Origin of the sequence: Seonamhaeicola sp. MEBiC01930, from assembly GCF_045277075.1 — a bacterium.
GTDB lineage: Bacteria > Bacteroidota > Bacteroidia > Flavobacteriales > Flavobacteriaceae > Seonamhaeicola.
Map to the genome: position 1 here is coordinate 2,085,179 of NZ_CP104270.1, position 23,764 is coordinate 2,108,942.

The window sequence follows — 23,764 nt, forward strand, 5'->3', positions numbered from 1 at the left end:
CACGATTGCGTACACGATTTTATTAAAATAAGGCATATAAGCGTCAAATTCGGGTGGTTTCTTGAACTCATAACCCGAAGGTCACTGGTTCGAGTCCAGTTCCCGCTACTAAGTTTTAAAAAACGGTTTAGGTTTTCCTAAACCGTTTTCTTTTTACAATTACTTTATATCTATCTCAAAAACACGCATTATTCTCAATTCTGTCTAATTTTTTAAATACTCATTTCATCATTTTTTTATTTGAGAATTTTAGTTTATTCAAGTTTTAAAGGTTGATAATCTTTGTTGTTTGGTCATAAATTACTATACATAGCTCTATAGGTTATACTATCCAAATTTTAGTTTTTGTAAAATTGTTAAGTTGGATTATAGAAGAACTAAATTATTGTCAGTTATGAATAACTTAAAGTTAATTTTTTTAATTGCTGTTTCAAGCATTTTTTTAAACTGTAAAAACTCATCAAAAGAATCCACATCAAAAAAAGAAATAACTGTTGATGAAGTTTTAAAATCTAGTTCAGGTAAAATTAAAGAGGCTTTAAAGCCTTTAAAGGTTTATGATAGTCTTCCCAGAAATATTGAAAATGAAGAAGGAAAATGGGAGTTAGTTGGTGTAAGAGATTGGTGTAGTGGGTTTTGGCCAGGGGTGTTATGGTATGCCTTTGAATTCTCTGGAGATAAAGAACTTAAACAAGCCGCTGAGAATTTTACGGCCCCTTTAAAAGCAATCGCATATTCACCTGCTTCTGATCACGATATTGGTTTTCAAATATATTGCAGTTTCGGTAATGGTTATAGACTTACTGATAATGAAGCTTATAAAGAAATTATGTTAGCAGCAGCAGATACTTTGGCAACATTGTATAATCCTGTTGTGGGTTCAATTCATTCATGGCCAATAAAACCACAGTATCCGCATAATACGATAATTGATAATATGATGAATTTAGAACTTCTATTTTGGGCATCAAAAAATGGAGGGTCAAAAGAGCTTTATAATATTGCAGTAAGTCATGCGGAAGTTACTATGAAAAATTTGGTGCGACCCGATTATTCTACTTATCACTTAGGCTCATTTGATAACAAAACTGGAGATTTTATAAAAGGAGTAGCTCATCAAGGTTATGCTGATGATTCTATGTGGGCGCGTGGACAAACCTGGGGTATTTATGGATTTGCTTTTTCATACAGAGAAACTGGAATAGAAGATTTTTTAAATACTTCTATAAAGCTTGCAGATAAATTTTTAGAACGGTTGCCAGAAGATGGTATTCCATTTTGGGATTTTGATGATCCCAAAATACCAAATGCGCCAAAAGATGCATCTGCGGCCGCCATTGCTGCTTGTGGGATGCTAGAGCTGGCAGGTTTGGTTAAAGAGGATGATTTGAAGATTAAATATTATAATGCCGCTAAAAGGTTTATTGATATTTTATCTACCAATGCTTATTTAAGCAATGATAAAAATCAAGCATTACTTATGCACTCAACAGGCCATCATCCAAAAAATTCTGAAATTGATATGCCAATAATTTATGCTGATTATTATTTCATGGAGGCCTTATTAAGGTTGAAAAAGTGGAAATCTTAAATCTAGAAACAAAACCCTAATGAAAAATTGGTTCACTGTCTTAATCGCTCTGTTTTTCAGTTTCGCACTTTATGCACAAAATGAAACCGAAATAGCATCTAGCGGTTTCTCCATTTTAAATTGGAGTGTTTTAATTGTGTTTTTACTTGGCACTACGCTTATAGGAGAGTTAGTTAAAAATAAAGATAAGGGTTTAGATGCCTTTTTTAAAGGTGGAAATAAATTACCGTGGTGGGCGGTTTCTTTATCTCTGATTGCTACAAAGACCAGTGTAGCTACTTTTATTGCTGTACCTGCTTTTATTTTTTCCATGAACGGAAATTTAACCTATGTACAAATGACTATTGGGTTTGCATTGGGTAACATTCTATTTGTTTTTGTGTTATTGAAGGAATATTATGAGGAAGGTATTTTTAGCCCTTATGAGTTTATTCAAAATCGTTTAGGGGTAAAAATCAGTCAGTTAGCGCGTACTTTTTTTATGATTGGTGCCACTATGAGTCAGGGGGTACGGTTGTTAGGGACCGCTTTAGTGCTTAGTGTAATAACTGGTCAAAGTACGGTTGTTTGTATTGTAATTATAGCATTGTTTGCTGTTATTTGGTCATACATTGGTGGTATTACTACCGTTGTGTGGACGGATGCCATTCAATTTGTGATTTTTATTTTCGGGGCGCTCTTTGCAGTCTTTTATGCTGTAGGGGATATTCCGGGAGGATTTGGGGAAATGATGGCTATAGCAGATAAAAAAGCGAAGTTAGTGCTTTGGGATTTATCCCTAGACCCTCATAAGACTTATACCCTATGGGTTGGTATTTTGGGGTGTACCTTTTTTGAATTTGGTTCTAATGCTGTAGATCAAGTTGTAACCCAAAGGGCCTTATGTTGTAAAAATCTAAAGGAGGCTAGAAAAGCCGTTGCCTTTTCGGTAATAGGAGTTGTTACAACCTGGTTAATGGCAATTGTAGGCATCGGTTTGGTGGCTTATTATGATATCAACCCGTTATCCGATTTAGTTAGTGAATCTATTAGTTCAGAGCCCGATAGAATTTTTCCTTATTATGTGGTTAACGAATTGCCAAATGGTATTTCGGGTCTTATAATAGCTGCTATGTTTGCCGCTGGAATTTCAACTTTAGACTCGGCATTAACCGCATTATCTCAAACCAGTGTTATGGGGATAGGAACTTTGGTTTTTCCAAAACTAAAGACTATGGAAGAAAATAAGATTGTGAAAATATCAAAAAGAGCCATCATTGTATGGGGGTTTATTTTAGCATTACTCGCTTTTACCTTTAGTTTCTTTCAAGATGGAGGTCTATTGGCGCTAGGTTTTAAGGTTCCTGGATACGCCTACGGAACCTTAATTGGTATAGCATTTTTAGCATTAATTAGAAAAGGAAAATTTGTTGGTGTTTTAATAGGCGCTATGATAACAATAATAGTTATTGCTTTAATGCATAGAGAAGGAATTAGTTTCTTTTGGTGGTTTCCAGTTGGTGCGCTAGTAGTTATGATTACAGCTTTGTTACATTGGAGTTTAACAAACAAAAAAGAATTAGAACAATAAAAAAAAGATAAAAAGTGCAAGAGTTTAAAACAACTTTAATAGAAGGTTTTGATGTGATAGTAGTTGGAGGTGGTGTGTCTGGAAGTCACGCAGCTATAGCCGCAGCCAAAACCGGAGCAAAAACATTACTCATCGAACAGTTTGGCTTTTTAGGCGGTTCTTTAACCGCAATGGGAGTTGGTCCTATGATGACATTTCATAACCGTGCTGGAAGACAATTAGTGTTTGGGTCTCCAAATGAAATGGTAAGTAGGTTAGTTGCCAAGGGTGCTAGCCCAGGGCATATTTTAGACGGTACGGGTTATTGTTCTACGGTAACACCTTTTGATGCTGAAATGCTAAAGGTGACTTTAGAAGACATGGTTTTAGAAGCAGGAGCTGAAATTTTGTATCACACCAGATTAATAGATATTTCAAAAGAAACAGATAAAATTACATCTGTTTTCATTCATAACCGTGGAGGTATTCAAGAAATTCCGGCTAAGGTTTTCATTGATGCTAGTGGGGATAGTGAAATTGTAAAACTATCGGGAGTACCCTTTACAGAAGGTAGGAAAACCGATAATAAATCACAGCCAATGACCACAAATATAAAAGTGGGCAATGTAGATAGGGAAAAGCTTCGTGAGTATATGATTAATAATTGGGATCAGTTTGATGCCGAAGAACGTTCTGATGATAAAGCTGAAGTTCTAAAACGTACCGAGCGTATTTCTACTTGGGGATTCTATGATTTATGGAATGAAGCCAAAGCAAAAGGAGAGGTTACTGTGCCAAGGGATAACGTACTGTTTTTTGAAACCAATACAAAAGGTGAATTTATTTTTAATACCTCTCGGGTTTTAGGTTTCGACCCTTTAAACCCTTTTGATATTAGTAAGGCTGAAACTATGGGGAGAAGGCAATGTGTTGAGATTTATAATTTCTTAAGAAAATATGCTCCAGGATTTGAAAATGCCACTTTTGTTAGTACTGCACCACACATTGGAATTAGAGAATCTCGTCATCCACATGCAAAATATGTATTGTCGGCAGAGGATTTGGTAAATGAGGTAAAGTTTGAAGAAACTATTGCTGTTGGGGGTTATCCCTTAGATATTCATTCACCAGATGGAGGAACAACAGATACTACACATTTAAGAGATGAAGGTGCATATTGCATTCCTAAAGATTCATTGTTGGTAAATGAAGTAAATAATCTTGTTCTTTCAGGTCGGGCTATTGGGGCAGACCATTTTGCAAGTGCGGGGTTACGCGTTACGCCCATAGCCATGGCTATTGGTCAAGGAGCTGGAACTATCGCTGGTTTGTCAGCTGTGAATCAGACAACTCCTAACAATTTGGGATATGATAAAATAAAACAAGAGCTTTTAAATAATGGAGCTTATTTAGGTTAATTAATATTAATTAAGTAAGACATTAAATAAAATTGAAAGCAACAAACAGGAAATAGATGCAGGCAACTTGGTTAAAGGAATTTACTTTATTCAAATAAAGAATAACAGACAACTTACCACTAAAAAAATAATTTAATATTAGTGGGTTTAAAAATAGATGTATAAATGAGAAAGACCTTTCTTTTATTTTTGTTTTCAAACGTTTGCTTGTTGGTTCAAGCACATAATCAAGCAAGAGATACCATTTTTATAAAATCTATAAGTGAGCTAGCTAAATACGCTGAAAAGAGTAATGTTTTGGTTAAAATGAAACCGGGAGATTATTCTATCAATTCAATAAAAATTGGAAGGTTAAATGTTTTTGAATATGGTAAGAATAGTAAGAAAAAAGGTGATTTTAGGATAGGGTCACTTATTCATTTTTCTGGTGATAATAGTCAATATTTTTTAAAAGGAGTTACCATTAGCATAGATGGAAAGCTACATGAAAATTATCCTAAAAGTGAGTTTAGCGAGTTTTTGGTAAGTGGGAATAATAATTATATAGAAGGGCTAAAAGGGAAGGACGTAGGAGAACATGTTCCAGGTAATCGTGTACAAATGCTACGTGTTATGGGAGATGATAATACTATTAAAAAGGCAGATTTATATGTGCATGGTTCTTACCCTTATGGTTATGGTCATTTATTAGGTAAAGGGGGAAAAGCTTTGGTGGCTAACCATAAGCATTCGGTATTGTTGGTGGAAGGAATTAATACCAAATTAATTTACTGTAAAGTGGTATCTCATGCATTTGGGCACGGAATTGTTATGCAAGGTGCTGTTAATACTTTGGTGAAAGATTGTTATGTGGAAGGAAAAATGAGAACTACCAATGAAATGCTAGCGGAAACTTCAGGACCTGCTTTTATTGTTGGCTTTAAGAGTGATTATCCTCCTGGTAAAATTTTACCCAATGAAATTAAAGCGCTTTCAGAAGATGGAATTAGAACCTATCCTTTTGGAGGTCTTAATAGAAGACGAACTCAAGGCGTTACAGTAATTAATTGTACAGTTAAAAATATGCGCTCGGGCTTTGATTTAAGTGCCAACTTACCACCAACCAAAATAATAGGCTCAACTGCAATTGGGTGTCAGGAAAAAGGATATTCAATTGGTACAGATGGGGTGATAAAAAACAGCAAAGGAGATGCTTTGTATGGTCCACTAATTACATTTGTTGGAAACAACATAAAAAACTGTGTGGTTGATTTAAAACTGGTTGATACTATAAGTGAATATAAAGTTCCTAGATTGGCAGAAATTAATGGTTCAGGTCATCATATTACCATCCGTAATTACCAGGAAAAACAAAGAAGTATAGCGTCTCCAATTGTATTTGGAGAATCTTTTTGGAATGACGTTCATAGTTGGAGAAAACCCCAAGCCCCACGTGGTTCATTTGCAGGTGCTAAAAATATTCAGTTGTTCAACTATACTGGAATGCCTGTTATGTTAAATGATTTGTCAATAAATTGTAAGGTGACAAATAAAGAAGAACATAAAACAGTTATCAATGCGGGTGTTGGAGGTAATAATACCAATGATTTGTTAAAACGAATAGACAAAGATGTTTTGGCTAAAAATCCAGATTTGGTGATTTTGATGGTTGGAACCAATGATATGTTGAATTCCAAAAAAATGATAGATTATAAAACCTACACATCAAACTTAAGAACAATTATAGATAAGATTAAATCTAAAACAAATAATTTAGTGCTATTGAATCCTATTCCTGTAGATAGTGCTTACCTTTTTACAAGACATCAAAAATCACTGTTTAATGAAACTCCCAATACAAAAATAGATAAGGCTGGTAATATTATGGAAAAGTTGGCAAAAGAATGTGGCGTGTTTTTTTTCGACTTAAACCAAGAATTTAAAGGGTTAAACCTACCAAAACACAATAAGGATATATTTATTAAAAACGAAGTAAATAGTGGAAGAAAAGATGGCGTGCATCCAACAGCTTTAGGGTACCGTTTTATTGCTGAAAAAACACATGGCTTTTTAAAGAAAAACAACTTATTGAATTCCAAATCAAAAATAATTTGTTTTGGGGATTCCATTACAAGAGGTGGAGATAAAAGTGAAAACTATCCAAGTTATTTAAATGAGTTTTTAGATTAATGTTATAAGCTTGCTGAATATAGTCCAGTGTTAAGTGATTGATATATAGGGATGTAAATTAGATTTATAGACTGGGTAGCTTACATGTTTATTTAATTATACCATAATTTTTTTTTAATAACAGTTTTTTATACTTATATTTGGTGCACCAATCTGGTGTACCAATTTTGAAATTGGTTGTTTAATTACTAAATAAAAACTAACTAAATGAAAATTAATAATGTAAAAATACTAATGCAAACCATATTAGGTGTGGCTTTTGTTTTGGTGATATTCGGTTGTAATCAAACGGTAAAGAAAACAACAGAAACAAAAATTAAAGATTCTGTTTATCCAAGTGACGTTATACCTTTTATGGATGAATGGAAAATTCTTTTAGGAGATGGTACAAGAAGCGATTCTTTGGTTAACTTTTCTAAGGAAGGGTTTTTTTATGTTGAAAACGATGGGGAAACTAATTGGGTAGTGTATAAAACGCCAAATTCCGGTATTACATCACGAACATCGAGTAATACAAGAACTGAACTTGGGCAGAAAAAACATTGGATACCTGAAACGGGTGGAAAGCTTACTGGTACTTTAAAGGTAATGCATGTATCAACTTCTGGCGACGCTCGTGTTGCGGCTTCTTATTCCGTAGTAGTCGGTCAAATTCACAGTGATGAGGGGCATGAAAATGAACCTATAAAAATCTTTTATAAGAAATTCCCAGGGCATACTAAAGGATCTGTTTTTTGGAACTATGAAATAAATACGGCTGGAGATGATAATTCTGGTCGATGGGATTATTCTACTGCTATTTGGGGTGATGACATGTCAGTGGTTGGATCCAGTTCTACATCGTACCCTGAGGAACCCCAAGATGGTATTAAATTGGGTGAAGAATTCAGTTATGAAATAAATGTTTATAAAGGAATCATGTATTTAACTTTTACTAGTGAAGGTCATGAAACTATTAAATTCACAAAGAATTTATTGAAGTCGGATTTTTCAACAAAGTCAGATATTCCAGAACAAATTTTGAAATTATATGCCGCAATTGGGCGTGATGGTATTGAACGCGATACTGCATATGCAGGTGAAATACAATATTTTAAACAAGGAGCTTACAACCAAACAAATGGAAAATCTCCCGAGGATAATATTGTTTGGAGTACAGGTTCTGAAACTTATGGAGGAGACATTACAAAGCAGTATGAAAATGGCTGTTATGCTGAAGTGTGGTTTAAAAGCGGAACCGTAGGTCCTGGCACAGAGCCAAATATTGAGTAATTTCATTTTGGGGGATATCCTGAAAAAATAAATAATGTTTCTAGATGTTGAGATGGTTTATTAAAAGCTCCCTTGGAGCTTGAATGCCATTCTTTAATTGAGGATATTGAAAATTAAAAGCTAATAATTACATGCTGAAAAGTCAAGAAATAAGAGAGCGCGCTCCAGAGATGGATTCTTTGCGTATGGGTGCGGGTTGGACTAAATTGCAATTATCACAACCTCAAGTTGCTATTGAAAGTTCATTTGGAGATAGTCATCCAGGAAGTGTTCACCTAAATAAATTTGTGGAAATTGCTCGAGAAACGTTTAATGAAAATAAGGTAAAGGGTTCTCGATATTATTGTACAGATATGTGTGATGGTCAAGCACAGGGGCATGATGGCATGAATTACTCACTTGCTTCAAGAAACGTTATGTGTGATATGATAGAAACACAACTGTCAGCTACACCTTTTGATGGCGCTATGTTTATTACTTCATGTGATAAATCAATGCCAGCTCGCCTTATGGCAGCTTGCAGATTGAATATTCCTTCAATTATATTACCAGGAGGAGTTATGAAATCAGGACCAGGAATGTTGACCTTGGAACAAATTGGAATGTATAGCGCCCACTATGAACAAGGTAAAATAACTAAGGAGGAATTTGACTCTTTCAGGGAAAGTGCATGTCCTACTTGTGGGTCATGCTCGTTTATAGGAACAGCAGCAACAATGCAGGTCATGGCAGAAGCACTTGGGTTAACATTACCAGGAGCTTCAATACGCATTGCGGTATCAGATGAATTAGAACAGGTTACTAAAGATTCAGCTGTAAAGTTGATATCGCTGATTGAAAAAGATCTGGTTCCTTCAAAAATAGTTACGCAAAAATCTTTTGAAAATGCCATTATGGTACATGCTGCTATTGCTGGATCATCTAATACTCTTATACATATGCCGGCAATTGCTCACGAATTAGGTTTTGAGTTAAATGCTGATTTGTTTGATCAAATTCACAGAAAAATTCCTTGGTTGTTAAATTGTAGACCATCAGGAAAATACCCTGCAGAATTATTTGTCTATGCCGGTGGCGTTCCTGGAATAATGAAAGAAATTAAAGAACACCTTCATCTTGATGTCATGACTGTAACTGGAAAAACATTAGGTGAAAATCTAGATGATTTAGAAAACAATGGCTTTTTCTCGGAATGTAATAAAGGATTAGAAGCATATGGAGTAAAAGCAGAAGATGTTATTCGTCCAGCTAAGAATCCATTAAATGAAGAAGGAGCTATTGCAATTTTAAAGGGAAATTTGGCACCTTTAGGCTCCGTTACAAAGCACTCTGCTATTGCAAAGGAGATGCAACAAGTTACCTTAAGAGCTAGAGTTTTTGAGTGTGAAGAAGATGCTTTGAAAGCGGTTTTAAGCAAAAAAATAAAACCTGGTGATGCGGTAATTATACGTTGTGAAGGACCAAAGGGAAGTGGCATGCCTGAAATGTTTTATACTACAGAGGCAATTGCCAGCGATAGCGAATTAATCTCATCAACGGCATTGATTACAGATGGACGTTTTTCTGGAGCCACCAGAGGACCGGCAATTGGTCATGTTTCTCCCGAGGCGGTAGAAGGCGGTCCAATTGCTTTCATTGAAGAAGATGATTTGATAAGAATAGATATTCCTGAACGAAGACTTGATTTAGTTGGAGTAAAAGGTGAGGCAAAAAAAGTAAGTGAAATAAATGCTATAATTGCAGAGCGAAAGTTGAATTGGTCAGCACCAGAAAATAAATTTAAGAGAGGTCTACTTGCTAGATTCACACGATCAGTGTCATCTGCAATGGAAGGAGCAATTCAATAATAACAGATATTTGGGTATTGGTAATGTATAGATAGTTATTTAAAACCCGTTCAAATTTTAAATTCAAAAATGGAAGGTAATAAAACAAGTGTGATTTTTTTAATGGGAGTTTCAGGATGTGGAAAGAGCACTATTGGACATATACTATCTGAAACTTTAAAAATCCCTTTTTTTGATGGTGACGATTATCATCCAAAAAAAAACATAAGAAAACTGAGCAATGGTATACCATTAACTGATGAAGATAGGTATGGCTGGTTGCATACTATTAATGAACTTGCTAAAGAACAATTACAAAAAAACAGCTGTGTAATTGTTTGTTCTGCCTTAAAAAAATCATATAGAGACATTTTAGAAGAAGGTATTCAAGGCCAAGTTAAATGGATTCATTTAATTGGTAGTTTTGAGCAGATTTTAGAGCGATTGAATAAAAGAGAAAATCATTTTATGCCGCCAAGTTTATTGAAATCACAATTTGATACTTTAGAACAGCCAAAAAATGCATTAGAAATAAATGTTTCTTTAAGTCCAAAGGATATAGTTGATAGTATTTTAAATGAAAATAATAATAAATCAGAATTTGGTTTATTTGGTTTAGGGGTTATGGGCAAGAGTTTAAGTAGAAACTTAGCTCAAAAAGGCTTTAAAATATCTGTTTTCAATAGGGAGGTAAAAGGTTCTGAAGAAGGAGTTGCAATTGATTTTAAGAATGCGCATAAAGAACTTGAAACGGCGCAAGCGTTTTCAAATATTAGATCGTTTGTTGAATCATTACAAACTCCTAGGAGAATTATGTTAATGGTAAATGCGGGGAAGATAACTGATATGGTAATAGAAGATTTAATTCCTTTTTTATCTGATGGCGATGTTTTAATTGATGGCGGAAATTCTAATTATTTAAAAACTAAAGAGCGGTACGATTATCTTAAATCTAAAAACATCCATTTTATAGGAGTTGGGGTTTCTGGAGGTGAAGAAGGAGCATTAAAAGGTCCTTCGATTATGCCAGGTGGAAATAAAGACACTTATAACTTGGTAAAACCTTATTTAGAAAGTATTTCAGCTAAGGACTCTAATGGATTACCTTGTTGTACCTATATAGGTGAAGAGGGTAGTGGTCATTTTGTAAAAATGGTTCATAATGGTATTGAGTATGTGGAAATGCAGTTGCTAGCAGAGGTCTATACCATTTTAAGGAATATGGACAAGAATCCTGATGAAATTGCCAAAATATTGGAATCTTGGAAGAAAACAGCTAATAGTTATTTGTTAGGAATTACTGTTGATATTCTTAGAAAGAAAGACGGAGATGATTGGCTGGTTAATAAAATAGTAGATAAGGCAGGTAATAAAGGTACTGGAAATTGGACTACTATTGCCACCGCGCAACTAGGAGCCCCTAGTACCATGATAGCCTCAGCCTTATTTGCTCGTTATACATCATTTTATAAAGAAGAACGGCTTAATGCAGGTGAGAATTTCGGTATAATGCCATTAAAACTAAATTTAAAAGCAGAGGACATTTTAAATGCTTATCAATTTGCAAGAATTATTAATCATTATCAAGGGCTTAAATTAATTTCGGAAGCTGGAAAGGCTTATAAATGGACCTTAAATTTAAGTGAAATAGCAAGAATTTGGACTAACGGATGTATTATAAAATCTGATTTTGCTGAAGCGCTGATTCCTATCCTAAGGGAAGATGATAATATTTTAAATAATCATTCAATTATTAGCAAGTTAAAAGAATTAAAACCGTCAATAAATAGAGTAGTGGCAGAGTGCGTTTTAAAAGAATTGCCAATTTCTAGTTTAAGCGAGTCCGTTAACTTTTTAAATGCTTATACCACAGGTATTTCATCTGCAAACATAATACAAGCACAGCGTGATTATTTTGGGGCACATACTTATCAAAGAACCGATGATCCTTCAGGAAAATTTCATCATACCGATTGGTAATAGAAATCTAATAAAACAAACTAACTAACTAAACACCAAAATTATGTCAGAATCAAAAAATAAGAAATCATTTTTAAAAAAAATTATAGCCTTAGTTTTAGGTTTTGGCCCTGGAATATTCGCCATAGGTTATACAATAGGAACAGGGAGTGTTACCTCTATGATTGTGGCAGGGAGTACCTATGGTATGCAATTGTTATGGGTGCTTTTATTAAGTTGTTTGTTTTCTGGAGTTCTCATGTTTGCCTACGGAAATTATGGGCTAATAACGGGAGAAACAGCTCTTTATGGTTTTAAGAAACACTTAAAAGGAGGCAAGTTAATAGCTATATTAATTATCATTGGGATTTCCTTTGGACAGTGGAATTCTTTAATGGGTATTTTGGGGATATCTGCAAATATGCTCTATGAAATTTTTGCGATGAATTTTGAAGGTCTGGTAGATTATAAATACCAAACAGTTCTTATAATAGCAATAGTAATTATAGTGGTTTTTTATGGTCTGTTACTAGTTGGGAAATATACATTTTTTGAAAAAATACTGGTCATTTTTGTAACATTTATGGCGTTTTCATTTATTATATCCTTATTTTTTGTAAGTCCTTTACCAGCTGATGTTGTAATGGGGTTAATACCATCAATTCCAGATGTACCCGGAGGTAAAATGATGGTGGCTGCCTTTGTAGGAACCACTATGGCGGCAGCAACGTTTTTGTCAAGACCACTTTTTGTTAAAGGTAAGGGGTGGACAATCAAAGATTTGAAAAGACAAAAAAATGATGCTATAACAGCTGCAATTTTAGTATTTGTTATAAGTGGAGTTGTAATGGCAGTGGCCTGCGGAGCTTTGTTTCATCAAGGCAACCCGGTAACGAAGGTGCTTGATATGGCAAATACTCTTGAACCTGTTGCTGGTAATCTGGCAGTAAGTATTTTCTTTTTTGGAACATTAAGTGCAGGCTTATCATCTATTTTTCCTTGTTTATTAATAGCGCCTTTATTGATAGCTGACTATCAATCAGGGGAGTTAGATACCACTTCTAAACAGTTCAAGGTAATAACTTTTATTGCTTGTTTAGTGGCTTTAATTGTACCTGTTTTTGGTGCTAATCCTATTGAAATGCAAATATTATCACAAGTATTTAATGTTTTTGTTTTACCGTTAGTAATTCTTGGGATTATACTAATGGTAAACAACAAAAAAGTAATGAAAGGGTATAAAACAAGTGTTTTTGTAAATATTGGTTTGTTTGCTTCATTACTATTTGCTTGTATTATTTCTTACAATGGTGTGTTGGCTTTGTTCGAATACTTTTAAAAGTATATTATCATGGTGTTTTAAAAAGTCGTTGTTTAATATTATTAATAAAATTGACAGGAATAAGTAATTAAATGGAGCCTACTTTTGTTGAAGAAATAAATTTAATTAAATTAGCGCACCAATCTGGTGTACCAATTTTAACTTGTTTGTTTATATGAATTTAGATGTTATTTCTAAAAATGAAAATCAGGAAATTACTGCAAGAGTAAATAAGTTAATTGCTCAGATAAGTGAATTAATTAGCAGTAAACATTTACAACCTGGTGATAAATTACCAGCTGAAAGAATTTTAGCTGAAAAGTTTGTGGTAAGTAGAAGAAGTGTTAGAGCCGCCATTCTTAAATTAGAATCATATGGCATTTTAAAGTCAATACCACAAAGTGGAACATTTATAGCAAATATTGGGAATATTGCTATGAATGGGATGATTAATGATATATTAAATCTTGGTCTGCCTAATTTTAGATCATTAGTTGAGACCAGAATATTGTTAGAATTAAAAGCCGTTAAATCAGCAGCCAAGAAAAGATCGGAGAATGATTTAAAAAATATTAAGAATGCCTTAGAGGCTCATGAAGTTAAATTATTAAGTGGTGAAGATGCGGTTCAAGAAGATTTGTTATTCCATTTAGCAATAGCAAAGGCCAGTGGAAATGTCACAATGAATCAAATTATGATTGCTATTACACCTCAAATAATTGTTGATTTTAGAAAGTATCATAAAGATTATAATCATTTAGATGAATTAAGAATAGAAGAGCATCGTGAGATTTATATGGCTATTGAAAATCAGGACCCCAAGTTGGCCAAAAAGAAGATGAAAAAGCATTTTAAATTGTTGTACGAGTATTGCGATTTAAATAAGGACTAAATAAAGTAAAGCCAAATTATTGATTAGTAGTAATTTAATGTAAAGTTATATCGATGTTTTTTGCGTTAATGCAGGATTGATATTAAAGAATTAAAATCAAAATAGACGAATTGAATTATCTTAAATTTTAAGATTAACATTTTTTTAGTAACGAATTAGAATATGAAAAATTTAAATAAAATAACAGGAAAAAATGTTATTATCACTGCAGGTGCTCAAGGTATTGGCGAGTCAATCACCAGACACTTTATTGAGAACGGAGCTAATGTAGCGATTCATTATTTTTCAAGTGCAGATACTGCAAATGAATTGGTAGAATACGGGATTAGCAAAGGGCAAAAAGCAGTTGCAATAAAAGGAGACTTGACGAAAGAATCAGATGTGAATGCCATGGTTGAGAAAGCTGTAGAGGTATTTGGTAGTTTAGATATATTGATTAACAACGCAGGATCTCTTGTTGCTCGTCAAATGTTAAATGGAATGGAGGCAGAATTTTGGCACAAGGTTATGGATATAAATCTTACTTCAATGATGTTTGTAACAAGAGCTGTAGCACCTTATCTAGCAAAAAATGAAAATAGCAGTATTGTTAATTTAGCGTCACTTGCAGGACGTAAAGGCGGGCATCCAGGGTCACTGGCTTATTCTACAAGTAAAGGGGCTATCTTGACATTTACTAGAGCACTCTCTGCAGAACTAGGAACTCAGGGTATAAGGGTTAATGCCGTTGCTCCAGGTCTTATTCTTGGAACATCATTTCATAATACACATACTACAAAAGAATCAGCTGATGCAACAACTGCAGAAATTCCAATTCAACGAGCTGGAAATGCATCTGATGTAGCTCGTGCTGTATTATTTTTAGCGTCTGAATACGATGGTTTCATTACTGGTGCTACACTTGATATTAATGGAGGAGTTTATAATATGTAATTGATGGTGCAAAAGCACAATTTGAGAGATTGATGTTATGACGGGACTATAATTATAAATTACAGGTTTTTAAAGGATCTATTTATAGATATTTGGGTTATATGAATTTTTAGCCGATTAGAAATATGGGAAAAACACTAATTAAGCCAATTGTATAATTTGAAGTAGGTTTTATTAAGTAGAACTCTTAGTACAGGAAGTACTTCTCTGTAGACTTAATCGTTTAAATCTAATTAAGAGATAACAACGATTAATAAAGTTCGTTCATATTGACTCTTTCTCCAATTTTTATGAGTATTCAACTTTGTTTTATAAAACAAATTGAAATAATACTGCTTTTACAATAGGAGTAATCTTATCTTTTTGCTTTCGGTTTTCTATTGGAGGTAAGAACTTTTTCTGTTAAATTATTTTAATTCAAGAATTAACTATTATTTCAATAATTCTCAATTTTGTACATTTATAAAATAATTAGTAAAACTAAAAGTTTATTCTTATCAAATGAAGTCAAAACCAGTTAGAATTAAGGATAATATAGAGGTTCATAATATGTTGATTTCTCAAATTAAGAATTATATAAATTTGAGAAACCTTAGGTCTGGTGACAAGTTGCCTTCAGAGCGTGTTTTGTCAGAACAATTTAAAGTGAGTAGACGAAATGTTAGAGAGGCTATTGAGAAATTAGAGTTTTACGGATTGGTAAAATCCGTTGCTCAAACAGGTACATTTATTTCAGATATTGGTCATATTGCTATGGTGGGTATTATTGATGAAATTGTAGGTTTGGACGAACAAGATTTTGTTTCACTGGTTGAAACTAGGCTAATGTTGGAGGAAAAGGCCGTTTATTTGGCAGCTAAAAGGAGAACGGAAGAAGATTTAGAGAATATTGAAACGGCTTTCAATATTTATAAAAAGAAAATTTTAGGAGGGGAAGATGCTTTGCAAGAGGATATATTATTTCATTTAGCTATTTTCAAAGCGAGCAAAAATCCTACTATAAATGCTCTAATGTTACAGATTGCTCCAAAAATCCTTTCATTTTTTGGTAAGACCAGAGTTGCTGATGAAGAAGGATTCATTTTTGAAGTCGAAAGACATCAAGCTATATTAGATGCTATACGTGATAAAAACCCTAAGGAGGCCGTTAGAAGAATGGAAATTCACTTTGATTTGTTAATTAAGTTTTGTCATGACTATAAGTAAACCCTAAACATTTATGATTAATTTTTCTTCTCAATATTTTAATATGTATTTAACCATAACTTAGTTAATTTAGACCAATTTTATGGTTACGGTAGTCAATTTTACATGGTTTTTATTGAAAAATTCTAAGGCATCTTTTTATACATTAAAATAAACTTCTATAAAGTACCTAGTTAGGGAAAGATTTTTAAATATGCTTTGCATCGTTTATATATAACAACCTTCGGTCAACTCAAGGTCAGAGTTAGAACAAAAAGGGAAATGGAATAGGGAGGTAAATCCAAGATTATATTTAATCATTATTTTATTAAACTTCAAGTAATTTATTGGGTATTACTTTTTATATTATGATACTGAGTCAAATTTATGCTAGGAGCGTTATGAAAAATATCCTCTATAAATAATTTCTAAACTACCCAAAAGGGAATCTGTTTTCTTGTATGCTTTCAAGGTGTTATAATTATTATACACTTAAATTATGTTTTTTTCAATAATTATTTGCACAACAAATAATTATGTGTACTTTTGGTGCGCCAGTCTGGTGCGTCAGTCTGGCGCGTCAGTTTTGATTAGTAATATTTAATAAAAATATTGGTGTTTATTAATGAAGGCTTTTGAAATTGTTCTTTGAATAGAATGATGAGCTTATGGAATAAATGGGGATAGAAAAGATGTGGTATAATTTATTAGTATTAAGTACTTAAAATTAAAAGGAGAATGATTTCGAATTATGATTATTTAGTGGTTATAGCATATTTTATTTTAATGATTGCTGTAGGAGTAGTATTCAAAAGAATGAATAAAAACACAAGCGATTATTTTCGCGGTGGAGGTAGTATGTTATGGTGGTTAGTTGGGGCCACAACTTTCATGTCATTTATAAGTGCAGTAACATATACTGGAGCAGCTGGAAAAGCCTATGAAACTGGTACATTTGTTTTTGTGGTATATATGGCAAATGGGGTTGGCTTCTTTATAAGCTTTCTCTATTTTTCAAAACGTTTTCGGCAAACTAGAGTAGTTACTGCAATTGAAGTAGTACGTGAACGGTTTGGTAAGGCAAATGAACAGTTCTTTACATGGATGGTGGTCCCTTTTGGAGTGATTCATGGAGGGGTATGGTTATACAGCTTGGGAATTATAATCTCAACAGTTTTCGGAGTAAGTATGGAAATGACCGTACTATCAGTTGGCATAACCGTTTTGGTTATATCCCTATTAGGTGGTTCATGGGCGGTAGTAGCTAGTGATTTTATGCAATTAATGATTATGGTGCCTGTGGCCATTGTTATGGCTTTTTTATCCTTGCGTGAGCTAGGTGGGCTCGGAGAGTTTATGAATAGATTACCAACTTCTCAATACAATTGGTCTGAATTGGCCGATAGTAAAATTGTTTGGCTATGGTTTATAGCTTCTTTCTGTAAACAGTTTTTTTCAGTTAATAATACAAACGATGGATATAGGTTTTTGGCTGTTAAAGATTCATCTCAGGCTCGAAAAGCGTCCTTAATGGCGTCAATTTTGTTTTTTACAATTACAATTATTTGGTTTATACCTCCTATGGCTGCATCTATTATGTTTCCTGATATATCTGCTATTGAATCACTAAAGCCTTTAGGAGAGAAAGCTATTGACGGAATCTATTTAGCTATGGGTATTGAATTATTGCCAGTAGGGATGATTGGAGTTATGATATGTGCCATTTTTGCGGCAACCATGTCATCAATGGATAGTACGTTAAATAGAAATGCCGGTATATTTGTGCGTAATTTTTATAAACCTATACTTAGAAAATCAGCCACTGATAAAGAATTATTTAGAGTTTCTTTGGTAACGACTGTTGTATTAGGTGGGTTGGTTATTTTATCGGCTATCTTCTTTAGTGAATTAGAAGGAATAAATTTGTTCGATATTAATATGCGACTAGGGGCAATGATTTCGCTCCCTTTTATGATACCATTAACTTGGGGAATTATTTTTCAAGATACTCCTAGATGGGCTGGTTGGTCAACGGTGTTATTAGGCATGTTGATTTCATATATCATCCAAAATCATGTTGGTCCAGAAACTTTGTTAGAGTTTATAGGTGTAGATAAGCCATGGTCGAGCCGTGAATTAATTGATGTCATGTTCTTTTCAAATGTGTTTGCTGTTATCGTAATATGCAGTACATGGTTCTTAGGGACGCGCTTATTTAGAAATATGTCTCCAGAAATTTATCATGAGCAAGTAGGTGAGTTTTTTGTGAAATTAAATACACCAGTAGATTATGAGAAGGAGCATGGGCATAAAGGTAGTGATGGAGCTCAGTTTATGATTTTAGGTAATATGTGTTTAGTATATGGTACTTTTTTGTCTTTATTAGTATTGATTCCAAATGACCTTATAGGAAGACTCTGTTTTGTTTTTATTGGAGGAATAATGTTCGTAGTAGGATTTATTTTTAAAAGAAAATACAGAAAAAGCAAATTAGAGATATAATTAATATAAAAAGATACGACAATGAAAATTAAGGAAATTAAAGTTTTTGTTTGTAGACCTGGTCGTAATTTCGTTACTGTCAAAATTGTAACCGAATGTGGTATCCATGGAATAGGAGATGGAACCCTAAATGGAAGAGAAATGGCCGTTGTTTCCTATTTGCAGGAACATATTGCGCCTTGTTTAATAGGTAAGGATGCTCAACAAATAGAAGATATATGGCAATACCTATATAAGGGGGCGTATTGGCGTAAAGGACCGGTGACTATGACTGCAATAGGGGCTATTGATATGGCTCTATGGGATATTAAAGGTAAACAGGCTAATTTACCTGTATATCAATTATTAGGAGGTAAAAGTAGAAAAGGGGTTACCGTTTATGGTCATGCAAATGGGGAAACCATTGACGAAGTATTGAATAATCTTGGGGAAATGATAGATGAGGGTTATAAGGCGGTTAGGTTACAATGTACTATTCCGGATCTTAAAGGTACCTATGGAACCCTAGAAGGAAAAAAAAACTATTATGAACTACAAGGAGATAGACCTTTGCCTCCAGAACAAAGTTGGTCTACTGCCAAATACATGAATTTTATTCCAAAATTATTTAAACAAGCGAGGGAACGTTTTGGATATGATATAGCATTATGCCATGATGTACATAGTAGACTTACTCCAATAGAAGCTTCTAGACTAGGTAAATTGCTAGAGCCATATAATCTTCTATTTTTAGAAGATACCGTTACTTCAGAAAATCCGCAGGGATACCAAATCGTTAGAGAACATACAGTTGTTCCCTTGGCGGTAGGTGAAATATTTAATACAGTTTGGGATGCTAAAGTTCTAATTGAAAATCAATCAATTGATTATTTACGAACCGCGATTTCTCATGGAGGAGGAATTACACCATTAAGAAGAATTGCTGATTTTGCAGCAATGTATCACACCCAGATGGCTCCTCATGGAGCTCCAGATCTTTCTCCTGCATGTTTTATGGCACATATGCATTTTAATTTGTGGGCACCAAATTTTGGTATTCAGGAGTTTGTTGGGTTTGGTACTTTAGAGCTTAATGAGGTGTTCAAGTATGAATTTGAATTAAAGGAAGGTCTTTTGTACATAAAAGATAAGCCTGGGTTGGGAATAGAATTCAACGAAGAAGCTGCCAAAAGTTATCCTTACAAAAGATCTTATCTTCCTGTTAGTAGGCTAGAAGATGGCACGCTATGGAACTGGTAAAAATTTAACTACCATAATGTGGACAAAGCAGATTTGAAAATTTATTGTCCAATCATATTAATAAGTAAATAATCAAAAATTAATTCCACAAGAAAAAGGAATTTTCTAGTTTTCTAATTTTGAAAATTGGCATTAGTCAAAACTATCTTAAGAAACAAAATTTCAAATATTTACCTTAATATTTATTAAGATGAATGGTTTGTAAGGTGTTATGAATGATATGATTATGGCTGTTTAGTTCATAGAATACAATATTGGTAAATTTTATTTGGTCATAACATTTTTTTAATATATATTTGGCGCACCAGTCTGGCGCACCAGTCTGTCGCACCAGTTTGAAACTAGTGTTTCACAAAGCTTTTACTAAATTATTAATTAACTAAACTGAAACTATATGAAAATAAAAATACCAGATAAATAAAAAAAAAGGATAGGCCGGCACCTATCCTTAATAAAACTTCTCAAGGAGAAGTTATTAACCTAAGCATGTTATAACTTAATATAATTATACTTTCTGCAAAAATACTAAATACAAGTTAGTTTAAGGGAAGGAAGATTATGTTTTGTTATAAGAATTAAATAAGGATAATTTTATCCTTGAAGTAAGCGTGAATAAACGTTGAATTAAAACTAATTAACAAAACAAAAAGACAGATGAAATTAAAAATTAAATTAACCTTGGCGTTTTTATTGCTGGTTAACTTTGTCGTTCTTGGGCAAAGTAGTTATCAATTATCCGGCGTAGTTTCGGATGAAGGTGGAGTCCCAATTCCTGGAGCTAATGTAACAATTGAAAATACCACAAAAGGAGCCGCAACTGATTTTGACGGGAAATTCACTATTGAAGTTGTGAATGGGGATGTTCTTGTTGTATCTTATATTGGTTACATAACACAATCAATTTCTATAACAAATCAGGAAAACTTAGAAATTGGACTTATAGAAGATGCAGCTAAACTTGACGAGGTTGTCGTTGTTGGTTATGGCACTCGTAAAAAATCACATTTAACTGGTGCGGTTGCAAAGGTTGGAGGAGATGATGTGGCCTCTATACAAGCAGCCCGTGTAGATGATGCTTTGGCAGGTAAATTACCAGGTGTGCTTATTCAAAATCAAAGCGGTAATCCGGGTGCAGATCCAAAAATTGCTATTAGGGCCGCTTCATCTATTACTGGGAATTCAAATCCATTAATAGTTGTAGATGGGTATCCAATTTCTGGAACATTGGCTACAGTAAATCCAAATGATATTGAAAGTATAGAGGTGTTAAAGGATGCTGCTTCGGCTGCTATTTATGGTTCAAGAGGAGCTAATGGTGTTATTCTAGTAACTTCTAAAAAAGGTAAATCAGGAAAAATTCAGTTTGCCTATGATGGTTTTACTAGTTTTTCAGAGAAGTATCGGGATAATATTAATATGACCGCTGGAGAATGGGGGCAACATGCTCAGGCACAAATTGCAAATGGCAATTGGGATGTTTCTGAGCTTGAATCAATAGCGCCAGGTTATGTTGATTATAAGTTGTGGGCTTTTAATAATGCGCCAGATGTTGTAGCTATTGAAGATTATGTGTTTTCAGGAGGTAGTACTCAGAGTCATAATTTTAGTGCTAGTGGAGGGGGTGAAAACTCAAATCTTTTTGCATCCGTAGGTTATCAAGATATTGATGGGGTTACAGTAACACAAGAATTCGAAAGAGTTAACGCACGTTTAAATGCAGATTTCAAACTAGGTGATAAGTTCAAGACTGGATTGAGTTTTAATGGGTATACTTCTGAGCGTACTGCTCTAGAACATGATTTAAGAGATATATTAAGAGCTGGTAGCGTGCATCCAATTTACCATACAGCGGAGTCTATTGCTTTTGTACAAGAAATGGAAGCAAGACATCAAGCTTTAGGTCTTAGAGTTGATAGAAGAGGTAATGTAAATGGATTTCAAGCATTTGATGATAGAAGACCAGGACTGGATATTGAAGGTACTCATGGGGCCCGAAGTATTTATGATCTACAACCAGGAGATCCTGCATGGGATTGGCACTATGGAAGAAACGGTAATGGTATTGGAAGTTCTAGTAATCCCGGTACAGCTTCGTTAATTGATAACAAGTCAAATACACAAAAGGAGTATTTTGCTAATGTGAGTGCTTATTTAGAGTATAGTATTTTAGAAGGGTTGAATATAAAAACTGTTCTTGGTGCAGATATTAGAGATACTAGAGCAAACCAACATTATTTAGCTGGTGGAGATAATAATGGAGATTTAGAAGATACTTATTTGAATCAACAGGAATTAAAAAGAACTTCCGTATTAAGTGAAACTACATTAAACTATTCTACAGTACTTAATGACAAACATGACATTTCTGTATTAATTGGAATAGAATTTCAAAAAAATTATATTGAAGGAGTTTCAGTTGCAGGAAGTAATGTAACACAACTTCTAGGAGATGCTTTAAGTTTTGCCTTGCTAGGAAATGCTAATACAACGGTAACAGAAAGAGATGAAATTAATCATAGGGAAAGTGTTTTTGCAAGATTTGCTTATGCGTATGATGATCGATACTTAATATCAGCCTCTATTAGACGAGATGGAGATTCTCGTTTTGGAGCAAATAACAGACATGAGGTGTTTCCAGCATTTTCTTTAGGGTGGAATGTACATAACGAATCTTTTTTCAATTCCGAAGGGTTTATAAGTAAATTAAAACCAAGAATCAGTTATGGGTCTTTAGGGACCGTTAGTAATTTAGGGTTTCATAATGCCTTAAGTTTTATAAATGCTGGAGATTCAGTTTTAGGTAATGCATATAATATTCCAGGAGATTTAGCCAACCCCGATTTAACTTGGCAAACCAATACTGAGACTAATTTTGGTCTTGATTTAGGTTTTGTCAATAATCGTTTTACCGTAGGTGTTGATTATTATACGTCTGATATTGAGGATATTTTAATTGATCAAAGTGTTTCTGAAATTTTTGGAAGAAATTCAATACGACTTAATTCAGGAGATGTAAAAAGTAGTGGTTTAGAGTTTGAACTAGGAGCAAGGTTAGTAAGTAATGATGATTTCACATGGAGTATGAACGCAAACCTTTCAACGGTGAAAACAGAAATTACGGATTTAGGTGATTTATCGCAGTTACCAGATATTACAGATTATGGTACCTCTGGTAGAGCTGCTGTTTATAGAAACTATGTAGGAGGAGAAATAGGTGAATTATGGACATTAGAAACTACAGGATGGGTTGAGGAGAGACACTTAATAAATCCAGTAGATGCTATAGGAAATAGTAGTGGAGAAGTTTATGTGGTTGATCAGAATGGTGATGGAGTTATTGATGCCACAAAAACCGTTGCTGAAGGTGGAGATTTAGTAAAACAAGGAACAAATACACCAGATTTTTACTGGGGTATGACACATAATTTATCATATAAGAATTTTGATATGAGTCTTCAGTTGCAAGGAAGTCATGGTGGAATTGTTTATAATGTAGATCCACTTTATAATGGTTCTAACTGGGGAGGTAGATTACGTGGTAGTTTTGATGCTAATAGTGATGGAGTTGAAGACGCAACAGGTTTACATTACCTTAGAGCAAGAGATAGAACGGATGCAGTTATACAAAACGCTAGTTTTGTTGCATTAAGAAACTTAACAATTGGTTATACCCTTAATGATAATTTAACTAAAAAAGTAGGTTTAAGTTCTGTTAGATTATATGCTGCCGCTACCAATTTATTGTATTTCATGGCTGATGATTATACGTCATATAACCCAGAAGGTGTGGATATAAACCCAGCGGGCGGTAATTATTATGGTCCAGTATCTTATGGACATCAATCAGGTGAAAATCCAGTAGCAAGAACCTTTACAGTTGGTTTAAATATTAACTTTTAAATTAAAAA

At 33.8% G+C, this 23,764-nt stretch carries 15 protein-coding genes; all 15 read left to right on the plus strand.

The window, feature by feature from the left end; translation table 11 throughout:
- Nucleotides 1–394 precede the first annotated feature (394 nt).
- Complete coding sequence (locus N1F78_RS09105) at nucleotides 395–1,591, plus strand: glycoside hydrolase family 88 protein (protein WP_406682851.1); 1,197 nt, start codon at nucleotides 395–397, stop codon at nucleotides 1,589–1,591.
- Between the two features lie 19 nt (nucleotides 1,592–1,610).
- Nucleotides 1,611–3,161 carry a sodium:solute symporter family transporter gene (locus N1F78_RS09110; protein ID WP_406682852.1) on the plus strand — a complete coding sequence of 517 codons (1,551 nt, stop codon included), beginning with the start codon at nucleotides 1,611–1,613 and terminating at the stop codon, nucleotides 3,159–3,161.
- Nucleotides 3,162–3,175: 14 nt separating this feature from the next.
- The gene (locus N1F78_RS09115) at nucleotides 3,176–4,558 is read left to right on the plus strand and encodes an FAD-dependent oxidoreductase (protein WP_406682853.1); all 1,383 of its coding nucleotides are present in this window, start codon (nucleotides 3,176–3,178) and stop codon (nucleotides 4,556–4,558) included.
- A gap of 31 nt (nucleotides 4,559–4,589) precedes the next feature.
- Nucleotides 4,590–4,694, plus strand: a complete 105-nt coding sequence (locus N1F78_RS09120; RefSeq protein WP_406685682.1) for a T9SS type A sorting domain-containing protein — start codon at nucleotides 4,590–4,592, stop codon at nucleotides 4,692–4,694.
- Nucleotides 4,695–4,723: 29 nt separating this feature from the next.
- Entirely contained in the window at nucleotides 4,724–6,727 is a 2,004-nt protein-coding gene (locus tag N1F78_RS09125; protein WP_406682854.1) for an SGNH/GDSL hydrolase family protein, read from the plus strand.
- 207 nt (nucleotides 6,728–6,934) lie between these two features.
- Nucleotides 6,935–7,999 (plus strand): polysaccharide lyase family 7 protein, encoded by a 1,065-nt coding sequence (locus N1F78_RS09130; RefSeq protein ID WP_406682855.1) that lies wholly within the window; start codon nucleotides 6,935–6,937, stop codon nucleotides 7,997–7,999.
- 131 nt (nucleotides 8,000–8,130) lie between these two features.
- On the plus strand, nucleotides 8,131–9,846 hold the full coding sequence (gene ilvD, locus N1F78_RS09135; protein WP_406682856.1) for a dihydroxy-acid dehydratase: 1,716 nt from the start codon (nucleotides 8,131–8,133) through the stop codon (nucleotides 9,844–9,846).
- Between the two features lie 69 nt (nucleotides 9,847–9,915).
- The gene (gndA, locus tag N1F78_RS09140; RefSeq protein ID WP_406682857.1) at nucleotides 9,916–11,805 is read left to right on the plus strand and encodes an NADP-dependent phosphogluconate dehydrogenase; all 1,890 of its coding nucleotides are present in this window, start codon (nucleotides 9,916–9,918) and stop codon (nucleotides 11,803–11,805) included.
- Between the two features lie 43 nt (nucleotides 11,806–11,848).
- Nucleotides 11,849–13,123 carry an Nramp family divalent metal transporter gene (locus N1F78_RS09145; protein ID WP_406682858.1) on the plus strand — a complete coding sequence of 425 codons (1,275 nt, stop codon included), beginning with the start codon at nucleotides 11,849–11,851 and terminating at the stop codon, nucleotides 13,121–13,123.
- Nucleotides 13,124–13,280: 157 nt separating this feature from the next.
- Nucleotides 13,281–13,997: a FadR/GntR family transcriptional regulator gene (locus tag N1F78_RS09150; RefSeq protein ID WP_406682859.1), complete on the plus strand. Its 717-nt coding sequence runs from the start codon at nucleotides 13,281–13,283 to the stop codon at nucleotides 13,995–13,997.
- A gap of 162 nt (nucleotides 13,998–14,159) precedes the next feature.
- On the plus strand, nucleotides 14,160–14,930 hold the full coding sequence (locus N1F78_RS09155; RefSeq protein ID WP_406682860.1) for an SDR family NAD(P)-dependent oxidoreductase: 771 nt from the start codon (nucleotides 14,160–14,162) through the stop codon (nucleotides 14,928–14,930).
- Nucleotides 14,931–15,431: 501 nt separating this feature from the next.
- The gene (locus N1F78_RS09160) at nucleotides 15,432–16,136 is read left to right on the plus strand and encodes a FadR/GntR family transcriptional regulator (RefSeq protein WP_406682861.1); all 705 of its coding nucleotides are present in this window, start codon (nucleotides 15,432–15,434) and stop codon (nucleotides 16,134–16,136) included.
- A gap of 717 nt (nucleotides 16,137–16,853) precedes the next feature.
- The gene (locus N1F78_RS09165; protein ID WP_406682862.1) at nucleotides 16,854–18,617 is read left to right on the plus strand and encodes a sodium:solute symporter family transporter; all 1,764 of its coding nucleotides are present in this window, start codon (nucleotides 16,854–16,856) and stop codon (nucleotides 18,615–18,617) included.
- A gap of 21 nt (nucleotides 18,618–18,638) precedes the next feature.
- On the plus strand, nucleotides 18,639–19,856 hold the full coding sequence (gene manD, locus N1F78_RS09170; RefSeq protein WP_406682863.1) for a D-mannonate dehydratase ManD: 1,218 nt from the start codon (nucleotides 18,639–18,641) through the stop codon (nucleotides 19,854–19,856).
- Nucleotides 19,857–20,510: 654 nt separating this feature from the next.
- Nucleotides 20,511–23,756, plus strand: a complete 3,246-nt coding sequence (locus N1F78_RS09175) for a SusC/RagA family TonB-linked outer membrane protein (RefSeq protein WP_406682864.1) — start codon at nucleotides 20,511–20,513, stop codon at nucleotides 23,754–23,756.
- The last annotated feature ends 8 nt before the right edge of the window (nucleotides 23,757–23,764 follow it).

What these genes read in the sequence shown, in the direction of transcription:
- ilvD (WP_406682856.1), top strand. Translation starts at nt 8,131, where the DNA reads ATGCTGAAAAGTCAAGAAATAAGAGAGCGCGCTCCAGAGATGGATTCT.
- gndA (WP_406682857.1), top strand. Translation starts at nt 9,916, where the DNA reads ATGGAAGGTAATAAAACAAGTGTGATTTTTTTAATGGGAGTTTCAGGA.
- N1F78_RS09155 (WP_406682860.1), top strand. Translation starts at nt 14,160, where the DNA reads ATGAAAAATTTAAATAAAATAACAGGAAAAAATGTTATTATCACTGCA.
- N1F78_RS09125 (WP_406682854.1), top strand. Translation starts at nt 4,724, where the DNA reads ATGAGAAAGACCTTTCTTTTATTTTTGTTTTCAAACGTTTGCTTGTTG.
- N1F78_RS09150 (WP_406682859.1), top strand. Translation starts at nt 13,281, where the DNA reads ATGAATTTAGATGTTATTTCTAAAAATGAAAATCAGGAAATTACTGCA.
- N1F78_RS09110 (WP_406682852.1), top strand. Translation starts at nt 1,611, where the DNA reads ATGAAAAATTGGTTCACTGTCTTAATCGCTCTGTTTTTCAGTTTCGCA.
- N1F78_RS09160 (WP_406682861.1), top strand. Translation starts at nt 15,432, where the DNA reads ATGAAGTCAAAACCAGTTAGAATTAAGGATAATATAGAGGTTCATAAT.
- N1F78_RS09175 (WP_406682864.1), top strand. Translation starts at nt 20,511, where the DNA reads ATGAAATTAAAAATTAAATTAACCTTGGCGTTTTTATTGCTGGTTAAC.
- N1F78_RS09145 (WP_406682858.1), top strand. Translation starts at nt 11,849, where the DNA reads ATGTCAGAATCAAAAAATAAGAAATCATTTTTAAAAAAAATTATAGCC.
- N1F78_RS09130 (WP_406682855.1), top strand. Translation starts at nt 6,935, where the DNA reads ATGAAAATTAATAATGTAAAAATACTAATGCAAACCATATTAGGTGTG.
- N1F78_RS09105 (WP_406682851.1), top strand. Translation starts at nt 395, where the DNA reads ATGAATAACTTAAAGTTAATTTTTTTAATTGCTGTTTCAAGCATTTTT.
- manD (WP_406682863.1), top strand. Translation starts at nt 18,639, where the DNA reads ATGAAAATTAAGGAAATTAAAGTTTTTGTTTGTAGACCTGGTCGTAAT.
- N1F78_RS09165 (WP_406682862.1), top strand. Translation starts at nt 16,854, where the DNA reads ATGATTTCGAATTATGATTATTTAGTGGTTATAGCATATTTTATTTTA.